Raw genomic sequence first — 16961 nt, 5'->3', positions numbered from 1 at the left:
CGGGAAGAGGGGGGACACCGTGCTCGTACTCGCGCACGTCAGCGATCTGCACCTGGACGGAAGCCCGCGGGCCACCGAGCGCGCCGAGCGGGTGCGCGACCGGCTGTGGCACCTGCCGGGTCGGGTGGACGCGCTGCTGGTCACCGGGGACATCGCGGACCACGGCACGGAGGAGGAGTACGAGGAGGCCGCCCGCATCCTGGGACTGCACGACGGCTCCGCGCCGTTCCCCGTGCTCACCTGCCCGGGCAACCACGACAGCCGCGCCCCCTACCGCAAGGCTCTGCTCGGCAGCCCCGCCGCCGACGGCCCGGTCAACGCCGCGCACGTCTTCGACGGCGGCGCGGTCCTGATGTGCGACTCCAGCATCCCGGGCAGCGACGAGGGGGAGCTGGATGAGGAGACCTACGTGTGGATCGAGGCGTCGCTGGACGGACTCGACGACGGTCTGCCCGCCCTGCTCGCCTTCCACCACCCGCCCACGCCGGTGCACCACCCCCTGCCCGACTCCTACCGGCTGCACCGGCCCGAGCGCCTGGCCGCGCTGCTGGAGCGGCGGCCCGGGATCGCCGGGCTGCTCACCGGGCACGCCCACACGCCCGCCGCCACCGTGTTCGCCGGGCGGCCGCTGGTGGTGGGTCCCGGGGTGACGTGGACGCTGCGGCTGCCCTGGGAGGGCGCGCAGGTCGCGGACCGGGACGCGCCCGTCGGACTGGCCTACCACGTGCTGGACGACGCCGGGCGGCTCACGAGCCACTTCCGCACGGTCGCCTGAGGGCACCCTCAGGTGACGACGCCCGGTACGGCCGTCAGCTGCTGGTAGCCGCCGCTGCGGTGGCGCACGGTGAGCCTGACCTCCTTGCCGGGCCGGGCGCGGGCCACGGCGCGGGCGAGGTCGGCGGCCGAGTCGACGCGGGTCGTGCCGACCGCCAGCAGTACGTCGCCCCGCACCAGGCCCGCCGCGTACCCGGGGCCCGGCACGTGGACGCCCACGACCCGGGCCCCGGGCCCGTCGTCGTCCACGGCCTCGACGCCGAGGGTCGCGCCGGCCGGTGCCGGGGCGGGGGACGCCCCGGCCGGCGGGGCCGCCGGGGCGGCCTTCGTGCCCGTGCCCGCCCCGGCCGCTGCCGCGCCTGCGCCCGCCCCGCCGGGACCGGGTGCCCCGGCCGGCTGCTGCAGGTCGGCCAGCTTGCTCATGCCGATGACCGTGGCCCCCACCGTGCCCAGCCCCACGCCCGCGAGGACGAGGACTGCGGCGGCGAGCACGCCGAGCAGCACGGTGACGAACCGCCGGCGGCGCCTGCGCCCGCAGGGACGCGGGCCGGTGTCGGGATCGGTGCCGGGCCCCGGGTCCCGGCCGGGCATCGGCTTGGGACGCAACGCTGTCTGTTCCATGGATCGCCTCCGGCCAGTGCTCTACCCGGCGCATCGGCGCGTGACGAGCCACGAAAGAGTGAGACTGAACGCCGGTCAGGGCGTCGGGACCGGGCTGCTCCTCGGCACGGGCACCGGCATGGCCGGCACGGGCGCGGCCGGGATCCGGTCCGGGAGGAAGCCATGGGTACGGCCCGCCAGGTACTCGGCCTTGTAACGCGGGACGCTGCGGTGCCAGTTGAGGATGCCCGCCATCCAGTTCTGCAGGTCGGTGACGTACCCGTGCATGACGGCCCGCGCCTCCTCCGACAACTGGAAGTCGTCGTAGACCACGGGGAGTTCGTGCGCGACGACGTGCTCGAACTGGCGCATGCGCTGGTTCATCAGGTCCTGCACGACGCCCAGGGCGGCCGGGTAGTCGACGCCGAAGAAGTTCTGCACGACGAGGACCGCGTTGTGGACCTCGCCCTCGTACTCGATCTCCTTCTGGTAGGAGAAGACGTCGTTGAGCAGGCAGGCGTAGTCGATCGCCGCGTTCTCCAGGGAGCGGACGGGCCCGGTGCGGTAGACCTCGGCGGGGACCGCGGGGCCGTGTCCGGCGCGGCACAGGCCGAGGGTGAGGTCGGAGCCGAAGGTGGCGCGCCGCATCTCCAGGTAGTCCACCGGGTCGGGGACGCGGTTCTGGATCTGGTTGGACAGCTCCCACACCCAGGCCTCGGTCATCGTGTCGACGGCCGTCTTCAGGGGACGCCGCTCCTCGGGCGTCATGCCGGCCGTCGTGCGCGCCCACAGGTCGATCAGCGAGCGTTCCATCGCGTTGGCGGGCGGCGGGACGGGCTCGCCGTCGAGCGGCATGCAGGCCGACAGGCGGGCGGTGGTCAGCCGGGCGGCGGCGAGGTCCCGCCGGTGGCCGTAGACGAGCGGGTAGTAGTCGTCGCCGTAGGTGCCGAAGGCCAGCCAGCCCGAGGCGAGGTCGAGCTGGTCCTGGGTGGCGTCCGGGTCGAGGCCGGCGGCGCACAGGGGGAGGTCGCAGCTCTCCAGCTTGTCCTGGTCCCAGACGCCCTCGCTGAGGATGCCCATCCTCAGGCACCACTCGGACAGGTGCCGCCGGGCGCCCTCCAGGGCGGGGCTCAGCTCCAGCGGATAGGGCATGCGGATGTCGGGGATGACGGACGGGCCGACCTTCTGGAAGGGCACGTTGGTGTAGGGGCGGGCCCGCTGGGCGACCGCCGTGGCCAGGAGCGCGCCGACGTCCGCGGCGGAGGTGCCGGGCCCGGTCAGCGTCTGCCAGCCGGCCGTCGGACGCTCGCCCTTGTTCATGTAGCGGCTGGAGCGCATGTGCCATTCGTGGCCGCCGGACTGCCAGTCCTGAAGGCCCTTGGTGTACGCGGCGACGGCGGCGACCTCCGGCGGGGTCAGGCCGTTCTCCAGGGCCACGGCGGGCACTTCGGTGAACGCGGTGTGCTCGAACTGGTGCAGCCGGGAGGTGAGGACGTCGTTGACCAGCTCGGCGGCCTCTTGGGTGGTGCAGCCGAAGAAGGTCTCCAGGACCAGTACCCCGTTGCTCAGCTCGCCCTCGTCCTCGACCTCCCGCTGGTAGGAGAAGAGGTCGTTGCGCAGGTGCACGGCGTCGGAGAACGTCTCCATGAGCACCCGGAGCGGCCTGGACCCGGCGACGGCGGCGGGCACCTCGGCGGTCGCGTACTCCACGAGCCCGGCCGACCAGGGGGCGCCGCCGACCTTGCGGCGCATCTCGATGTACTCGACGGGGTTGGCGATGCGCCCCTCGTTGATGTTGGACAGCTCCCACATCGACTCGTTCAGCAGGTGCTCGGTGGCGACGGCGAAGCGGCGGCGCCAGTCGGCCGACATCGCGGGGACGGTGCGGGTCCACAGGTCGGCGAGGCCCGCCTCGACCGGGTTCTCCGGCTCGGGCATCCCGGTGGCGTCGTCGAGCGGCATGAACAGGGGGAGCCGGTCCAGGTGGGCCTTGCCGGCGAGGCGGTCCTGGCTGCGTTTGAACTTCTCCAGGAAGTGGTCGTCGAAGAAGAAGACCCACACGTACCAGTCGGTGATGAGGGAGAGCGCCGGCCCGTCGCAGTCGGGGTGGGTGTAGGCGCAGAGCAGGCCGTAGTCGTGGGCGTCGAGGTCGGACTGCTCCCAGACCCCGGAGCCCTCCAGCATGCCCATCTCGCGCGCCCACGTCGTCGAGTGGGCGCGGGCCTCGTCGAGATGCGGGTTGAGCCGCGCGGGATGCGGCAGGTAGAAGTGCGGGAGTTGGAAGGGCTGTTGCGTCATGGCCGGGCCCTACCCACGGCCCTCCGGAGGCATCCGTCGGGCCGCACATGATCACACCATCGCGTGAATCAGCCCGAAATGCGGGAACTTCTCCCCGGCTGCCCGCTCAGCGCCTGACCTGGATCAGCGCGTGCGTGCCGCTCGTCCGCCAGCGCCGCTCGCCGCTCGCCTCCAGCGCGGAGACGGTCCCGGCGTCGAGCCCGGTGACCACGTCCGACTTGAGGGTGCGCAGCGCCGCGACCGGGCCGGGGAAGTAGGCGGTGACGTCCGCGAAGGAGGTGGTCGGCGGCCACCACCGGTCCCCCACCAGACGCCGGTAGTTCAGGTCGCCCTTGAGGACGGTCACGGTGGCCGCGGCGAAGTCCTCGCGCAGGTCGCCGGGCATGTCCGCGTAGGGCAGCGGGGCGCAGGAGAAGGGGTGGGCGCGGACGGTGACGCGGCCGTCGGTGAGCGCGGTCCACAGCCGCTCGCCGTACCCGGCCGCCGTACCGCCGGCGGCGACGAGCCGGCGCAGGGCGTCGAGCACGTCGGCGGGCGTGGCGTCGGAGACGTAGTACGGGTACGGCTTGACGTGCAGGACGGCCCGGTCGACGCGGCCCTCGGCGAGGAGGTGCGCGACGAGGAGCAGGTCGGGGACGAGTTCGCGCCCGGCGTTGTCGGCGACGAGGCACAGGGTGACCGGCTCCCGGCGCGCGGCCCCGGCCGCGGGGGCCGGGAGCAGGGACCACAGGGTGGCGCTGTCGTCGGCGACGAGGGGTTCCGTCCCGCCCCCGGCGGCGGCGCCCGGGCCGGAGAGACGGAAGCCGAGGTCGGCGCGGTTGCCCCAGAGCGAGCCGTGCAGCAGGGCCCTGGTCCGTTCCTCGGCGGGCAGCGCGTCGAGGCCGTCGAGCGCGGCGAGTTCCTCGTCGGTCTCCGGCGCGTCGAGTTCGGCGAGCTTGGCGGGCCGGAACGGGTCGACGCCCTGCCAGGGGCCGGGGCCGAAGTGGCCGAAGGCGTCGAGGAGCCGGCGGTAGAAGTGGCTCTCGGCCCACAGCCAGGGCACCTCGTACCAGGAGCGGCCGGCGTACGCGTCCATGCCCCAGCGGGCCCAGCGGTCCCGGTCGCGTCCGGTGGGGTCGGCGTCGGCGGGCAGCGGCTCGACCACGCCGTCGGCGCAGCTCGCGAGCAGGGCGTCGAGCGCGCGGCGCCGTTCGGGACCGAGGGGGAAGGCGTCGCGCACCTGCCGCACGATGGCGGGGTGCCGCTCGGCGAGCACGCCGTGCGGGAAGGACCCGGGTTCGTTGCCGAGGATGACGGGGGCGGGCGCGGACGGGGTGTCGGACATGCACGTCACCGTACCGGCCGGGCGGCGCCCGTCTCCCGTTCCAGGCGGGACGTCAGGGTGAGGTAGCGGGCGCGTCGGGTCACCGGGACCACGCCGCGGATCAGGATGTACCACATCTCGGCGAGACGGCGGGGCTGGCGCCCGGCCGGTTCGAGGGTGCCGCTGACGACGCGGGTGCCGACGACGGAGCAGACGAGGGTGTGCGCGACGGAGTCGACGTCGATGTCGGGGTGCACGTCGGACTGCCGTACGGCGTTCAGGAGCCGGCTGGTGGCGATCTCCCGCCACTCGGTGAAGGGGTGCCGCAGCGGCGGCCGCACCGGCACCCCCGTGGTGGCGAGCCGCAGCCCGGCCCGCAGCACCGGCTCCTCCTCGCAGAGCCGGGTCATGCCGAAGGTGAGACGCAGCAGCGCCTCCAGGGAGGAGTAGCCCCGTCCGTCCAGGTCCCTCACGAGCCGGCGGAAGGTGCGGCACTGTATCTCCATGATGGCCTGGGCGAGGTCCTCCTTCGCCGCGAAGTGGAAGTACAGGGCGCCCTTGGTGACCCCGGCGTGGGCGACGATCTCGCTCAGGCTGGTCGACTCGTAGCCGTGGCGGTCGAACAGGTCGGCCGCGGCACCGATGATGGTCGCGCGGGTCTGCTCGGCGCGTAGCTGCCTCGCCATCGGCTGTACTCTCCTGGGCTGGAACTCGGCAGACCGTGCCGCCTGTCTTTACCCCCGGTCCACGATATCTCACTTACTAACTGCCCATCAGATCAACCCCGATGAGGCCGCTCGGCCCGGACGGGCGCCCCCGGGCGCCCCCGCGCACACCCCGGCGCACACCCCCGGACATACCGTCCGGCATTCCGCTTCGGCCCGCTTTCGCCGTCCCGATCATCACGATGCGGCACCGACAACTGACAGCGGTTCGCTGGTCACTTGACTACCACCGGTCACACACGATTTGCTCCGGCCAGGCGAGTTCACCCGGTTGGCGTAGCGACCCGCGGCTCCGGGCACCCTCGCTCCGTTCCTCCTGCTCGGCCGCACAGCGAGGTGCCCCCGCCCCCATGAGTACAGCTCACCCGCCCTTCCACTCCTTCGGACCGCCGCGCACCGCGGTCCTCGCGGCCGCCGTCTGCCTGCTGGTGGCCGGCTGCTCCGCCCTCGGCGGGGACGAGGACGGCCCGGAGGCCGAGGCCGCGGGCGGCGACCGGATGAAGATCGTCATGGTCACCCACGGCGGTGAGGGCGACGCCTTCTGGGACCGGGTGCGCAAGGGTGCCGAGGCGGCGGCCGCCAAGGACGGCGTCGACCTGACCTACGCCGGGGACGCCGACGCCTCCGACCAGGCCGACCTGGTGCGGGACGCCGTCCGCGACAAGGCCGACGGCATCGCCGTGACCCTGGCCAAACCGCAGGCCATGAAGGCGCCGGTCGCCGAGGCCGGGGCGGCCCGGATCCCCGTGGTCGGCCTCAACTCCGGCATCGACGCGTGGCGGTCCGCCGGGCTCCTCGGGTACTTCGGGCAGGACGAGAGCGTCGCGGGCCGGGCCGTCGGCGACAAGCTGAACGACCTCGACGCCAAGCACGCCCTGTGCGTCATCCACGAGCGCGGCAACGTCGCCCTGGAGGCCCGCTGCGCCGGGGTGAAGAAGACCTTCGGGGGCGAGACCGAGATGCTCTACGTCGAGGGCACCGACATGAAGGCGGTCGGCGCGGCCGTCACGGCGCGGCTGCGGCAGGACACGAGCATCGACGAAGTCGTCATGAACGGCGCCGCGTTCGCCCTCACCGCCGTCGATTCGGTCGCCGAGGCGGGCAGCAGGGCGAAGGTCGCCACCTTCGACCTCGACAACGACCTGGTCGCCGCCGTCAAGCGCGGGGACGTCCAGTTCGCGGTGGACCAGCAGCCGTATCTGCAGGGCTATCTCGCCGTGGACGCGCTCTGGCTGTACCGCACCAACGGCAACGTCAGCGGCGGCGGGGAGGCCCCGGTGCTGACCGGCCCCGCGTTCGTGACCCGGACGAACGCCGACTCCGTCGCGGGGTTCGCCGCGGACGGCACCCGGTGACCGGGGTGCGCGGCCTTCGCCGTACGCCTGCCTCCGTTCCCCTCCCCCACTGATCGCCTAGGACGACGATGTCTGCACGGAAGACACGGAAGGCCCGGCAGAAGCGTGCCCGGCGCCACTTCGGCTCCATACGGCTCTCGCTGATCCTCCTGGCCGTGGTGCCCGGCGTCGCCCTCGCCGCCGTGTGGGGCGTCACGACGATCCAGATGTTCTCGGAGGGGCTGCGGCTGCGCGCGCAGACGGAGTTGAGCCGCGACACCGGGGCGATGGGCACCGAGGCGGCCCTCGCCCTGCAGAAGGAGCGCAGTCTGTCGGCCGCCTGGCTGGCCGCACCGGACGGCCAGAGGGCGGAACTGGACGCGCAGCGCAAGAAGACGGACGCCGCGGTCGCCCAGCTCGTGGGCCAGTCGGAGGCGATCGAGAGCGCTCCCGACCGGATCTCGGACCGGCTGTACTCGGTGCTGGGTTCGGTGGGCAGCCTGGAGTACTACCGCAACCAGGTGGACGACCCCAGCGACATCACCGCCGAGCAGGCGCTGGACCAGTACACCTCGATCGTCGACGAGCAGATCCACGCCTTCCAGGAACTCTCCCAGGTCGACGACGGGGACCTCACCTCCCGGGCCGGTCCGCTGGTCGCCCTGGAGCACGCCGCCGAGCTGATCTCCCAGGAGGACGCCCGGCTCACCCTGGCCTGGCCGTCCGGCCGGATGGACGAGGAGGAGTGGACCCGGTTCGCGCAGTTGGTGCACACCCGCCGCTGGCTGGTGCAGGACCAGATCGTGCCCTCCTTGACGGGCTCCGCGAAGACGCAGACCGAGCGCATCCTGGCCGGCCCCGAGTGGAAGTCCCTGCAGGACGTCGAGGACCAGGTGATCGAGGCCCGTTCGGCGGGCGGGGACGCACGGATCGACCTGCCGGACGCGCGGCAGCGCTGGAACACCGCCTTCGAGGCGATCTCCACCCAGTACGCCCAGCTCGTCCGGCAGCAGACGGACGGCCTCCTCGACCGCAGCGCCGCGGAGGCCCGGGGCCTGCTGCTCAAGGCCGGCCTCCTCAGCGCGGGCGGGCTGATCGCGCTGGTGCTGTGCATCGTCATCTCCTGGCGCATCACGCGCTCGCTGTCCCGGCGGCTGCGCGGGCTGCGGCTGGCCACCCTGAGCCTGGCCCAGGAGCGGCTGCCCGACGTGGTGGCGCGGCTGGAGCGCGGCGAGAAGGTCGACGTGGAGTCGGCAACCCCGCCGCTGGACTACGGGCGGGACGAACTCGGCCAGGTCGCGCAGGCGTTCAACACCGCGCAGCGCACCGCCGTGTACACCGCCGTCGAACTGGCCGACACCCGGCGCGGCTTCCAGAAGGTGATCCTGGGCATCGCCCGGCAGAGCCAGAACCTCGTCAACATGCAGCTCGGCAAGCTGGACGCCCTGGAGCGCGAGCACACGGACCCGGAGATCCTCAAGGGACTGTACGAACTGGACTCCACGGCGGCCCAGTTGCGGCGCTACGAGGAGAACCTCGTCATCATCGCCGGTGAGCAGCCCCGGCGCACCTGGCGCGAGCCGGTGTCCCTGGTGGACATCCTGCGCAGCGCCGTCGGCGAGGTCGCCGAGTACCAGCGGGTGGAGCTGCACGCCGACGAGGAGGTGGCCCTCGCCCCGCCCGCGGTGGCCGACGTGATCCACCTGCTGGCCGAGCTGATCGACAACGCCACCGCGTACTCCCCCGCCCCCAACCCGGTCGGAGTGCGCGCGGCGCTGGTCGCCAAGGGCCTGGCCGTCGAGATCGAGGACCGCGGGCTCGGCCTGTCGGAGGAGGACTACGCCTCGTTCAACGCCCAGTTGGCGGTGGCGCCGCAGTTCGACGTGGTGGCGCTCGCCGACGACCTGCGGCTCGGCATGTTCGTCGTCGCCCGCCTCGCGCACCGGCACGGCATCACCGTCACGCTGCGCCCCTCCCCGTACGGCGGGACCACGGCGATCGTGCTGATCCCGCACGACATCGTGGTGCGCGGGACGGACGGCGCAGCGCGCGGCGCCGGTGGCCGCGCGGACGGCGCGGAGGCCGCCCGGAGTGCCGGGGCTCCCCGGACCGCCGCGGAAGCCCCTGCCCCCGCCGGGCCCACCGCTTCCTCCGGGCCGGGGGCGGACCCGGCCGACGGCGAGCGGCCGGTACGGTCGTCCCGGCCCGCGCCCCCGAGCCGGTCCGCGGTCGCGGCGGGCGCCCCGGCCCGCACCGCCGCGCCGGACGGCTCCGCGGGCGGGAGCGGCGGCCTGGCGCCGTTGCCCCGCCGGGTGCCGCAGACCAGCCTCGCCGCCGAGCTGCGCGACGAGGACTCCGGCCCCCGGGGCCAGGACGCCTACGCCGACTTCACGGCCGAGCGCGCCGCCTCGTCCCTCGCCGGTTTCCAGCGCGGCACGCTGCGGGCCCAGACCGACGACGACGCGGAGGCCACCGACGCCGCCGCCCCCTCGACTCCCCCCGCCGACCGCCGACTGCCGACGAAGGACTCCCGATGACCCGACCCTCCCCCGCCACGCACACCGAGCTGGACCAGCTGCTCACCGGACTCGTGGAGCGGGTCGCCGACGTGAACCAGGCCGTGGTGCTCTCCGAGGACGGGCTGGTCGTCAGCAAGTCCACCGGGTTCCTGCGCGACGACGCCGAGCGGTTGGCGGCGACCGCGTCGGGCCTGATGAGCCTCAGCAAGGGCGTCAGCATGGACTTCCGGGGCGGCCCGGTGCGCCAGGCGCTCATCGAGATGGCCAACGGCTTCCTCGTCCTCACCTCGGCGGGCCCCGGCGCGCACCTGGTCGTGCTCACCGGGCCGAACGCCGACGTCGGCGTGGTGGCGTACCAGATGAACATGCTGGTGAAGAAGATCGGCGAACACCTGAGCGCGGCACCGCGGGCCACCGCCGGCCCCGGCGAGTGACGTGACCGGAGGCGACGCGGCCGGCCGGCTCGTGCGGCCGTTCACCCTGACCGGCGGCCGGACCCGGCCCAGCCGCGCCGACTTCACCCTCATCACGACGGTGACGGCCGTCGAACCGCAGCCGGCCCGCGCCGCCCGGCCGCAGCCCGAACACCTGCGGATCCTGCGGATGTGCGCCCAGCCGGTCGCCGTGGCGGAGATCGCGGCCCGCCTCGACCTGCCGGTGAGCGTGGTCGTCATCCTGCTCTCGGACCTGCTGGAGGCCGGCCGGATCACCGCCCGGCCGCCGCACCTCGTCTCCCGTGCCGTCGACGACCTGGAACTGCTGCAGAAAGTGAGGGACGGCCTTGGCAGGCTCTGAGCGCGTCGCCACATCGCCCACGGCAACCGTGCGCCCCACCGCGCCCGACGCGGTGAAGATTCTCGTCGCGGGCGGTTTCGGCGTCGGCAAGACCACCCTGGTGGGGTCGGTCAGCGAGATCGCCCCGCTGCGCACCGAGGAACCGCTGACCGCGGCGGGCCTCGACGTCGACGACCTCGCCGGCATCGAGGAGAAGCGGGCCACGACCGTGGCGCTGGACTTCGGCCGGATCTCCATCGGCCAGGACCTGGTGCTGTACCTCTTCGGCACCCCCGGCCAGCAGCGGTTCTGGTTCATGTGGAACGACCTGGCGATCGGGGCGCTCGGCGCGGTGGTCCTGGTCGACGTGCGCAGGCCCGAGTCGAGTTTCGCCGCGATCGACTTCTTCGAGCGGCGGGGCATCCCGTTCGTCGTCGCCGTCAACGGCTTCCACGGCCGGCACCCGTACCCGGCCGCGGAGATCCGCGAGGCCCTCGCGCTGCCGGAGCACGTGCAGGTGCTGCTGTGCGACGCGCGGGAGCGCGCCTCCAGCCGGGACGTCCTCCTCGCGCTGATCGACCAGCTGATCGAGGCGGCGTCCGGGGCCGCGGCGTCGTGACGGCGGCCCCGGCGACGGCTGCGGTCAGCCGAGACCCGCGGACGTCAGCCACTCCTTGGCCACGTCCAGCGGGTCCTTCTTGTCGAGCTGGACCTGGGCGTCGAGGTCGAGGAGCGTCTTGGTGTCCAGCTTGGCGGAGACCGCGTTCAGTGCGGCCACGCCCTCCTGCGACAGCCCGTCCTTGCTGACCAGCGGGGTGACGTTGGCGTAGCCGAAGAGGTTCTCCGAGTCCTTCAGGACGACGAACTTCTCCTCGATGATCGTCGGGTCGGTGGTGAAGACGTCGGCCGCCTGCACGGTGTTCTTGGTCAGCGCCGACTGGGTCAGCGGCCCGCCGGCGTCGAGTGCCTTGAACGACTTGAACTTCAGCCCGTACACCGTCTCCAGGCCCTTGAGCCCCTGCTGCCGGGTCTGGAACTCGGGTGAGCCGCCGATCACCAGGTCCGGTGCGACGTCCTTGAGGTCGGCGAGGGTCGACTCGGCGGTGAGGCCGTACTTCTTGGCCGTCTCGGCATTGACGCTGACCGAGTCCTTGTTCTCGGCGGGCGACGACTGGAGCAGCGTCAGCTTCTTGTCGAGCTTGGCCTTCGCCGCCTCGTTCACCGCGTCGGCGGACTCCTGCCCGGCCTTCGGGTCGAGGTAGGCCAGCAGCGAGCCGTTGTACTCCGGGAGCACGGTGACGGACCCGTTCTTCAACAGGCCGTACGTCGTCTCGCGGCTGCCTATGTTGTGCTTGTAGGTGACCTTGAGGCCCTTGGCCTTGAGTGCCTCTCCGTAGATGTCGGCGAGCAGGGTGCTCTCGGCGAAGTTGTTCGAGCCGACGACGACGGTGCCGGCCTCCGCCTTGTCGCCCGCCAGCGGGTTGTCGGACGTGTCGTCGGAGCCGGAGGAACAGCCCGCGAGCAGCGCCGCCGCGGCGGTGAGCGCGACGGCCGCCGCGCCGGTGTGCCTCGTCCTGGACCTGCTGCTCTTGGCGGTGGAAGTCATCCGTCGATCCAAACGAGCGGCTTGCCGGTGAGTCAAGACCGGCCGGGTCACGGTTTGTCCGCCGCCGCGCGCCCTCAACGCCTGCGCACGCCCGGCGACACCGCCAGCCGCCCGGCCGCCCAGAACACCGCGAGGGTGACCAGCGCCATGAGGGCGACCAGCGTGGCGCCGCCGACCACCTTCTCGTAGTCGCGCTGGTAGAGCCCGTCGATGATGTACCGGCCGAGCCCGCCGAGGCTGACGTACGCGGCGATGGTCGCCGTCGACACGACCTGGATGGCGGCCGAGCGCAGCCCACTGAGGACCAGCGGGAGGGCGACGGGCAGTTCGACCCGGAAGAGGATGCCGGTCTCGGTCATGCCCAGGCCCCGCGCCGCGTCCACCGGGGCGGGGTCGACGGAGCGGACCGCCTCGTAGGTGGTCACCAGGATCGGCGGGATCGCGAGCACGACCAGCGGGATCATCACGGGCAGCAGGCCGATGCCGACGACGACGGCGATCAGCACCAGCAGGCCGAAGCTGGGCAGGGCGCGGGCGGCGGTGGCGACGAAGGCGACGGCGTTGCCGCCGCGTCCGGTGTGCCCGGTCAGCAGGCCGGCGGGCAGCCCGATCGCGGCGGCGAGGCCGAGGGCCATCAGCGTGTACCGGACGTGCTCCACCAGGCGCGTGGGGATGCCGTCGTAGCCGTGCCAGTGGGCGCTGTCGCCGAAGAAGGCGTTGACGAAGTTCAGGACGTTCACCGGACGCCCGCCTCCTGGGGCTCGGGCCGCGCGGCGGCCTCCTCTGCGCGTGGCCGCCTGCCCCGCGGCATCCACGGGGTCAGCAGGTTCCGGACCAGCACGAGCACCGCGTCGCACAGGACGGCCAGTACGGCGGTGGTGAGGACGGAGTTGACCGCCAGTTCGGGCCGGCCGTACTTCTGGGCGTCCGCGAGCAGGTTGCCGAGGGCGCCCTGGTTGCCGATGAGGGCGCCGACGCTGACCAGCGAGATGCTGGACGCGACGGCCACCCGCAGGCCGGCCAGGATGGCGGGCACCGCGATGGGCAACTGCACCTGGAGATACCGCCGTACCGGTCCGAAGCCCATGGCGGTGGACGCGGCCAGCGTCTCCTCGGGCACCGACCGGACGCCGTCGACGATGGCCGGGACGAGCACCACCAGGCTGTACACGGCCAGCGGGATCATCACGGTCAGCTCGGTCTGGCCGGTGTAGTCGATGAGGACCACGAAGACGGCCAGGGACGGGATGGCGTAGAAGACGGTCGTCACGCCGAGCACCGGCGGGTACAGCCAGCGGAAGCGCACGCAGAGCTGGGCCAGGGGCAGCGCGGCGAGCAGGCCGGCCAGGACCGGCAGCAGCGCCTCGCGCAGGTGCAGGCCGATCAGGCCGGCGTACGTGTTGTCGAGGTCGCTCGGGATGTCGAAGAAGCCGTTCACGGGGCGACCTTCGTGACGTCGGCGGCGTCCTCGGCCGGCGCACTGCCGCCGGTCCCGGCCGCCGTGCCGTGGGCGGTGCGGATGGCCTCGCCGATGGTCTGCTGGGAGACCACACCGGTGACCCGCCCGTCGCTGTCCACGGCGACGGCCCAGCCGGTGGGCGAGAGCACCGCGCAGTCCAGGGCGGCCCGCAGCGAGTCGGTGCCCGGCACGAACGGCCGCCCGTAGGGCAGCAGTCGGCGGTCCGCCGGGCGCCCGGCGCCCAGGTCGCCCGGTTCGGCCCAGCCCAGCGGCCGGTCGTCCGCGTCCGTCACCAGCAGGTGCGCGGCGCCGTCGGCGGCGGCGAGCTGCTCGGCGGTGGCGTCGGCGCGCACGACCGGGCCCCGGGTCAGCTCCAGGGCGGCGGACGGGAAGAAGGAGAGCCGCCGGATGCCGCGGTCGGCGCCGAGGAAGTCCTCGACGAAGGCGTCCGCGGGGTCGGACAGCAGCTCGGCGGGGGGTGCGAACTGGGCGAGCCGGCCGCCGGTGCGCATCACCGCGACCATGGTGCCCAGTTTGATCGCCTCGTCGATGTCGTGGGTGACGAAGACGATGGTCTTGCCCAGTTCGTCCTGGATGCGCAGGAGTTCGTCCTGCAGCCCCTTGCGGACCACGGGGTCGACGGCGGAGAACGGCTCGTCCATGAGCAGCACCGGCGGATCGGCGGCGAGCGCCCGTGCCACGCCGACGCGCTGCTGCTGGCCGCCGGAGAGCTGGTACGGGTACCGCTTGCCGAGCGAGGCGTCGAGCCCGACGCGTTCCATCAGCTCCGCGGCCCGCGCACGGGACTTGTGCTTGCCCCAGCCGGTCATGCGGGGCACGGTGGCGATGTTGTCGAGGATCGTGCGGTGCTGGAAGAGCCCGGCGTTCTGGATGACGTACCCCATCGACCGGCGCAGCGTGGTGACGGGCTGCTGCTGGAGGTCCGCGCCGTCGAGCAGGATCGTTCCCTCGGTGGGCTCGACCATTCTGTTGATCATCCGCAGCGTCGTGGTCTTGCCGCAGCCGGAGGGGCCGACGAGGACCGTGATCGAGCGGTCGGGTATCTCCAGCGACAGCCGGTCCACCGCCACGGTGCCGTCCGGGTACCGCTTGGTGACTGAGTCCATCCGTATCAAAACGCCGAATACCCTTCGGGTCTGGCAGAAGCTGCCCGCTCCGGCCACGGTCGGTGGGGCCGTCGCCGGTCGAGTGTAGACCGCTGGTCCGCGGGGCCCCCGTTGCTCCGGGGCGACTCCTTCCCGCTGCCCGCGCGTTCACACCGCCCGCCCCTTCCGGCCTCCGTCCCGCCGTCGTTCACCTGTCGGTCTGCTGTCGATCGGGCGACGGCGGTCTTCGTGCCCTGGGGCGCGGGCGGCCGGTGGCGCAGTATGAGCGGGTGGAGAAAGTACGCCTGCTCGTGGTGGACGACGATCCGCCCATCGCCGACCTCGTGGCCACCGTCGCCCGCTACGAGGGCTGGGAGGCGGTCACGGCCCACTCCGGTGAACAGGCGCTGCGCCTGGCCGCCGGGTTCCGGCCGGACATCGTGGTGCTCGACCTGATGCTGCCCGACATCGACGGCTTCGGGGTCCTGGACCGGCTGCGCGGCGCGGGCACGACGGTGCCGGTGGTGTTCCTCACGGCCCGCGACGGGGTGGCCGACCGGGTGGCGGGGCTGACCCGGGGCGGCGACGACTACCTGGTCAAGCCGTTCGCGGTGGAGGAGTTGATGGCCCGCCTGCGCACCGTGCTGCGGCGCAGCGGCGGGCCGGGGTTCCGGCGGTCGGTGCTGAGGGTGGCGGACCTGGTGATGGACGAGGACGCCCGCGAGGTGCGCCGCGGCGAACGGCGGCTGTCGCTGACGCCGACCGAGTACGAGGTGCTGCGCTACCTGATGCGCAAGTCGCCGGCCGTGCTGACCAAGGCCCAGATCCTCGACCACGTGTGGGAGTACGGCTTCGGCGGCCGGTCCAACGTGGTGGAACTGGTCGTCAGCCGGCTGCGCCGCAAGCTGGACGGCCCGCACGGCGCCGACGGCGCGGACGAGCCGCTGATCCGCACGGTGCGGGGGTTCGGCTACGCGATCCGGCGGACGGCCGGGTGATACGCCGGTGGTGGCGCGCCTACCGCGGCCTGCGCCTGGGCACCCGGCTGGCGCTGGGGCTCGGGGTGCTGTCGCTGGTGGTCTTCGCCGTGGTCGGCACGGTGCTGACGGCGTACATGCGGGACTATCTGGAACGGCAGCTCGCCGACCAGATGAAGCTGGTGCAGGTGGTGCAGTCCAAGGACGCCGCGGCGCACGGCACGGTCGAACGCAAGCCGTACTACGGCTGGTACACCGCCGTGTACGACGTCTCCGCCGGCTCGGCGGACCTGCGCACGCCCGCCGAGGTACCGGCGGACAGCCGCGCGCTGACCGCCCTGGCGCTGACCATGGCCCGCTCGGACCAGGACCTCACCCGCACCGTGCGCATCGGCGGGCACGGCCCCTATCTGCTGCGGGCCTGCGAGGTCGAGCCCGGGGTGGTGCTGGTGAGCGCGGCGCCCCTGGGCGACGTCGAGGACACCGTGCGGCAGTTGGTCACGGTGCAGGTCGTCGTCTTCGGGCTGGCGCTGGCGGCGTTGGTGGTCTTCGGGCGACGGATGCTGCGACGCGGCCTGAAGCCGCTGAGCGACATGGCGAGCACGGCGCACGGCATCGCCTCGCACGACCTGACCGAGTCGGCGGCACGGCTGCCGCTGCGGGACGGCGGGCGCGACGGCGGCAAGGAGGTGGCGGAGCTGCGGACCGCGTTCAACACGATGCTGGAGCACATCGACGCGTCGCTGGCGGTGCGCGCCGAGGCCGAACGGCGGCTGCGCCGGTTCGTCGCGGACGCCTCCCACGAACTGCGCACCCCGCTGATGTCCGTACGGGGCTACGCCGACCTCTTCCAGTACGCGGCGGCCCACGCGCCCGAGGAGCGCGAACGCCACCTGTCCCGGCTGCGCGCCGAGGCGGCCCGGATGGGCGTGCTCCTGGACGACCTGCTGCTGCTCGCCCGGCTGGACGCGGACGAGGTGGAGGCGCCGCTGCGGTGGGAGGAGACGGACCTGACGGAACTGGTGCGGCAGGCGGCCGAGTCCTTCCGCGCCGCCCGTCCCGGCCACCCGCTGACGGTCGCGTCCGGGCCGGCGAGCGTGCGGCTGCGCCTGGACCCGCAACGGATCCGGCAGGTGCTGGACAACCTGCTCACCAACGCGGCCGTGCACACCCCGCCCGGCACCAGGGTCTGCGTCACGGTCTCCGCCGCCCCCGGCACGGCCCGGGTGTCGGTCGCCGACACGGGCCCCGGCGTCCCGGCGGCCGACCGGGACCGCGTCTTCGACCGCTTCTACCGCGTCGACAAGGCCCGCAGCCGCGACCGCGGAGGCAGCGGCCTCGGCCTGTCGGTCGCCGCCTCCCTGGTCCGGGCCCACGGCGGCACCATCGAACTGGGCGACGCACCGGGAGCAACGGTGTTCACGGTGACGCTCCCGGCGGCCGGCCGGTGACCATACGCCGGGCAGGGACACCGGGTTGTACGTCC

At 73.2% G+C, this 16961-nt stretch carries 16 protein-coding genes; 8 read left to right on the top strand and 8 right to left on the bottom strand.

Annotated features, from left to right (window positions below; genetic code table 11):
• Positions 1-19: 19 nt before the first annotated feature.
• The gene (locus Sdi02f_RS32855) at positions 20-775 is read left to right on the top strand and encodes a metallophosphoesterase (RefSeq protein ID WP_174843431.1); all 756 of its coding nucleotides are present in this window, start codon (positions 20-22) and stop codon (positions 773-775) included.
• A gap of 8 nt (positions 776-783) precedes the next feature.
• Here the strand turns inward: Sdi02f_RS32855 and Sdi02f_RS32850 are convergent, their stop codons facing one another.
• From Sdi02f_RS32850 to Sdi02f_RS32835, 4 genes are all read right to left on the bottom strand, one after another.
• Positions 784-1395: a PDZ domain-containing protein gene (locus Sdi02f_RS32850; RefSeq protein ID WP_053666020.1), complete on the bottom strand. Its 612-nt coding sequence runs from the start codon at positions 1393-1395 to the stop codon at positions 784-786.
• A 75-nt stretch (positions 1396-1470) separates the two neighbouring features.
• Positions 1471-3672 carry a germacradienol/geosmin synthase Cyc2 gene (gene cyc2, locus Sdi02f_RS32845; RefSeq protein ID WP_031185181.1) on the bottom strand — a complete coding sequence of 734 codons (2202 nt, stop codon included), beginning with the start codon at positions 3670-3672 and terminating at the stop codon, positions 1471-1473.
• Positions 3673-3778: 106 nt separating this feature from the next.
• Positions 3779-4996, bottom strand: a complete 1218-nt coding sequence (locus tag Sdi02f_RS32840; RefSeq protein ID WP_108934539.1) for a damage-control phosphatase ARMT1 family protein — start codon at positions 4994-4996, stop codon at positions 3779-3781.
• A 5-nt stretch (positions 4997-5001) separates the two neighbouring features.
• Positions 5002-5661, bottom strand: coding sequence for a ScbR family autoregulator-binding transcription factor (locus Sdi02f_RS32835; RefSeq protein ID WP_055468888.1), 660 nt, complete (start codon positions 5659-5661; stop codon positions 5002-5004).
• Between the two features lie 389 nt (positions 5662-6050).
• On the opposite strand from Sdi02f_RS32835, the gene Sdi02f_RS32830 reads away from it, so the two are divergent.
• The 5 genes from Sdi02f_RS32830 to Sdi02f_RS32810 all read left to right on the top strand — a co-directional run bounded on the left by Sdi02f_RS32830 (position 6051) and on the right by Sdi02f_RS32810 (position 10946).
• The gene (locus Sdi02f_RS32830) at positions 6051-7055 is read left to right on the top strand and encodes a substrate-binding domain-containing protein (protein WP_108934538.1); all 1005 of its coding nucleotides are present in this window, start codon (positions 6051-6053) and stop codon (positions 7053-7055) included.
• Positions 7056-7123: 68 nt separating this feature from the next.
• Positions 7124-9571, top strand: a complete 2448-nt coding sequence (locus tag Sdi02f_RS32825; RefSeq protein WP_108934537.1) for a sensor histidine kinase — start codon at positions 7124-7126, stop codon at positions 9569-9571.
• Positions 9568-9987 (top strand): roadblock/LC7 domain-containing protein, encoded by a 420-nt coding sequence (locus Sdi02f_RS32820; protein WP_030404122.1) that lies wholly within the window; start codon positions 9568-9570, stop codon positions 9985-9987. The genes Sdi02f_RS32825 and Sdi02f_RS32820 overlap by 4 nt, the downstream gene beginning before the upstream one ends.
• 1 nt (position 9988) lies before the next feature.
• The gene (locus Sdi02f_RS32815) at positions 9989-10348 is read left to right on the top strand and encodes a DUF742 domain-containing protein (RefSeq protein ID WP_031085420.1); all 360 of its coding nucleotides are present in this window, start codon (positions 9989-9991) and stop codon (positions 10346-10348) included.
• Positions 10335-10946 (top strand): GTP-binding protein, encoded by a 612-nt coding sequence (locus Sdi02f_RS32810; RefSeq protein ID WP_030404120.1) that lies wholly within the window; start codon positions 10335-10337, stop codon positions 10944-10946. The genes Sdi02f_RS32815 and Sdi02f_RS32810 overlap by 14 nt, the downstream gene beginning before the upstream one ends.
• A gap of 24 nt (positions 10947-10970) precedes the next feature.
• Here the strand turns inward: Sdi02f_RS32810 and Sdi02f_RS32805 are convergent, their stop codons facing one another.
• The 4 genes from Sdi02f_RS32805 to Sdi02f_RS32790 all read right to left on the bottom strand — a co-directional run bounded on the left by Sdi02f_RS32805 (position 10971) and on the right by Sdi02f_RS32790 (position 14519).
• Entirely contained in the window at positions 10971-11933 is a 963-nt protein-coding gene (locus tag Sdi02f_RS32805; protein ID WP_108934536.1) for an ABC transporter substrate-binding protein, read from the bottom strand.
• A gap of 74 nt (positions 11934-12007) precedes the next feature.
• Positions 12008-12673 carry an ABC transporter permease gene (locus Sdi02f_RS32800; RefSeq protein ID WP_031085423.1) on the bottom strand — a complete coding sequence of 222 codons (666 nt, stop codon included), beginning with the start codon at positions 12671-12673 and terminating at the stop codon, positions 12008-12010.
• Positions 12670-13371 (bottom strand): ABC transporter permease, encoded by a 702-nt coding sequence (locus tag Sdi02f_RS32795; RefSeq protein ID WP_030404117.1) that lies wholly within the window; start codon positions 13369-13371, stop codon positions 12670-12672. Before Sdi02f_RS32795 ends, Sdi02f_RS32800 begins: the two co-directional genes overlap by 4 nt.
• Complete coding sequence (locus Sdi02f_RS32790; RefSeq protein WP_108934535.1) at positions 13368-14519, bottom strand: ABC transporter ATP-binding protein; 1152 nt, start codon at positions 14517-14519, stop codon at positions 13368-13370. Before Sdi02f_RS32790 ends, Sdi02f_RS32795 begins: the two co-directional genes overlap by 4 nt.
• 269 nt (positions 14520-14788) lie before the next feature.
• Here Sdi02f_RS32790 and Sdi02f_RS32785 point away from each other — a divergent pair, with 269 nt between their 5' ends.
• Together Sdi02f_RS32785 and Sdi02f_RS32780 are read left to right on the top strand one after the other, a co-directional pair.
• Positions 14789-15496, top strand: coding sequence for a response regulator transcription factor (locus Sdi02f_RS32785; RefSeq protein ID WP_245962263.1), 708 nt, complete (start codon positions 14789-14791; stop codon positions 15494-15496).
• On the top strand, positions 15493-16926 hold the full coding sequence (locus tag Sdi02f_RS32780) for a sensor histidine kinase (RefSeq protein ID WP_108934533.1): 1434 nt from the start codon (positions 15493-15495) through the stop codon (positions 16924-16926). Before Sdi02f_RS32785 ends, Sdi02f_RS32780 begins: the two co-directional genes overlap by 4 nt.
• The last annotated feature ends 35 nt before the right edge of the window (positions 16927-16961 follow it).

Origin of the sequence: Streptomyces ardesiacus (assembly GCF_003112575.1) — a bacterium.
Taxonomy (GTDB): domain Bacteria; phylum Actinomycetota; class Actinomycetes; order Streptomycetales; family Streptomycetaceae; genus Streptomyces; species Streptomyces ardesiacus.
Note: the sequence above shows the minus strand (reverse complement) of the source record. Positions and strands in the feature narration are given on the sequence as shown.

What these genes read in the sequence shown, in the direction of transcription:
- Sdi02f_RS32850 (WP_053666020.1), bottom strand. Translation starts at nt 1,395, where the DNA reads ATGGAACAGACAGCGTTGCGTCCCAAGCCGATGCCCGGCCGGGACCCG.
- cyc2 (WP_031185181.1), bottom strand. Translation starts at nt 3,672, where the DNA reads ATGACGCAACAGCCCTTCCAACTCCCGCACTTCTACCTGCCGCATCCC.
- Sdi02f_RS32840 (WP_108934539.1), bottom strand. Translation starts at nt 4,996, where the DNA reads ATGTCCGACACCCCGTCCGCGCCCGCCCCCGTCATCCTCGGCAACGAA.
- Sdi02f_RS32835 (WP_055468888.1), bottom strand. Translation starts at nt 5,661, where the DNA reads ATGGCGAGGCAGCTACGCGCCGAGCAGACCCGCGCGACCATCATCGGT.
- Sdi02f_RS32830 (WP_108934538.1), top strand. Translation starts at nt 6,051, where the DNA reads ATGAGTACAGCTCACCCGCCCTTCCACTCCTTCGGACCGCCGCGCACC.
- Sdi02f_RS32825 (WP_108934537.1), top strand. Translation starts at nt 7,124, where the DNA reads ATGTCTGCACGGAAGACACGGAAGGCCCGGCAGAAGCGTGCCCGGCGC.
- Sdi02f_RS32820 (WP_030404122.1), top strand. Translation starts at nt 9,568, where the DNA reads ATGACCCGACCCTCCCCCGCCACGCACACCGAGCTGGACCAGCTGCTC.
- Sdi02f_RS32805 (WP_108934536.1), bottom strand. Translation starts at nt 11,933, where the DNA reads ATGACTTCCACCGCCAAGAGCAGCAGGTCCAGGACGAGGCACACCGGC.
- Sdi02f_RS32790 (WP_108934535.1), bottom strand. Translation starts at nt 14,519, where the DNA reads ATGGACTCAGTCACCAAGCGGTACCCGGACGGCACCGTGGCGGTGGAC.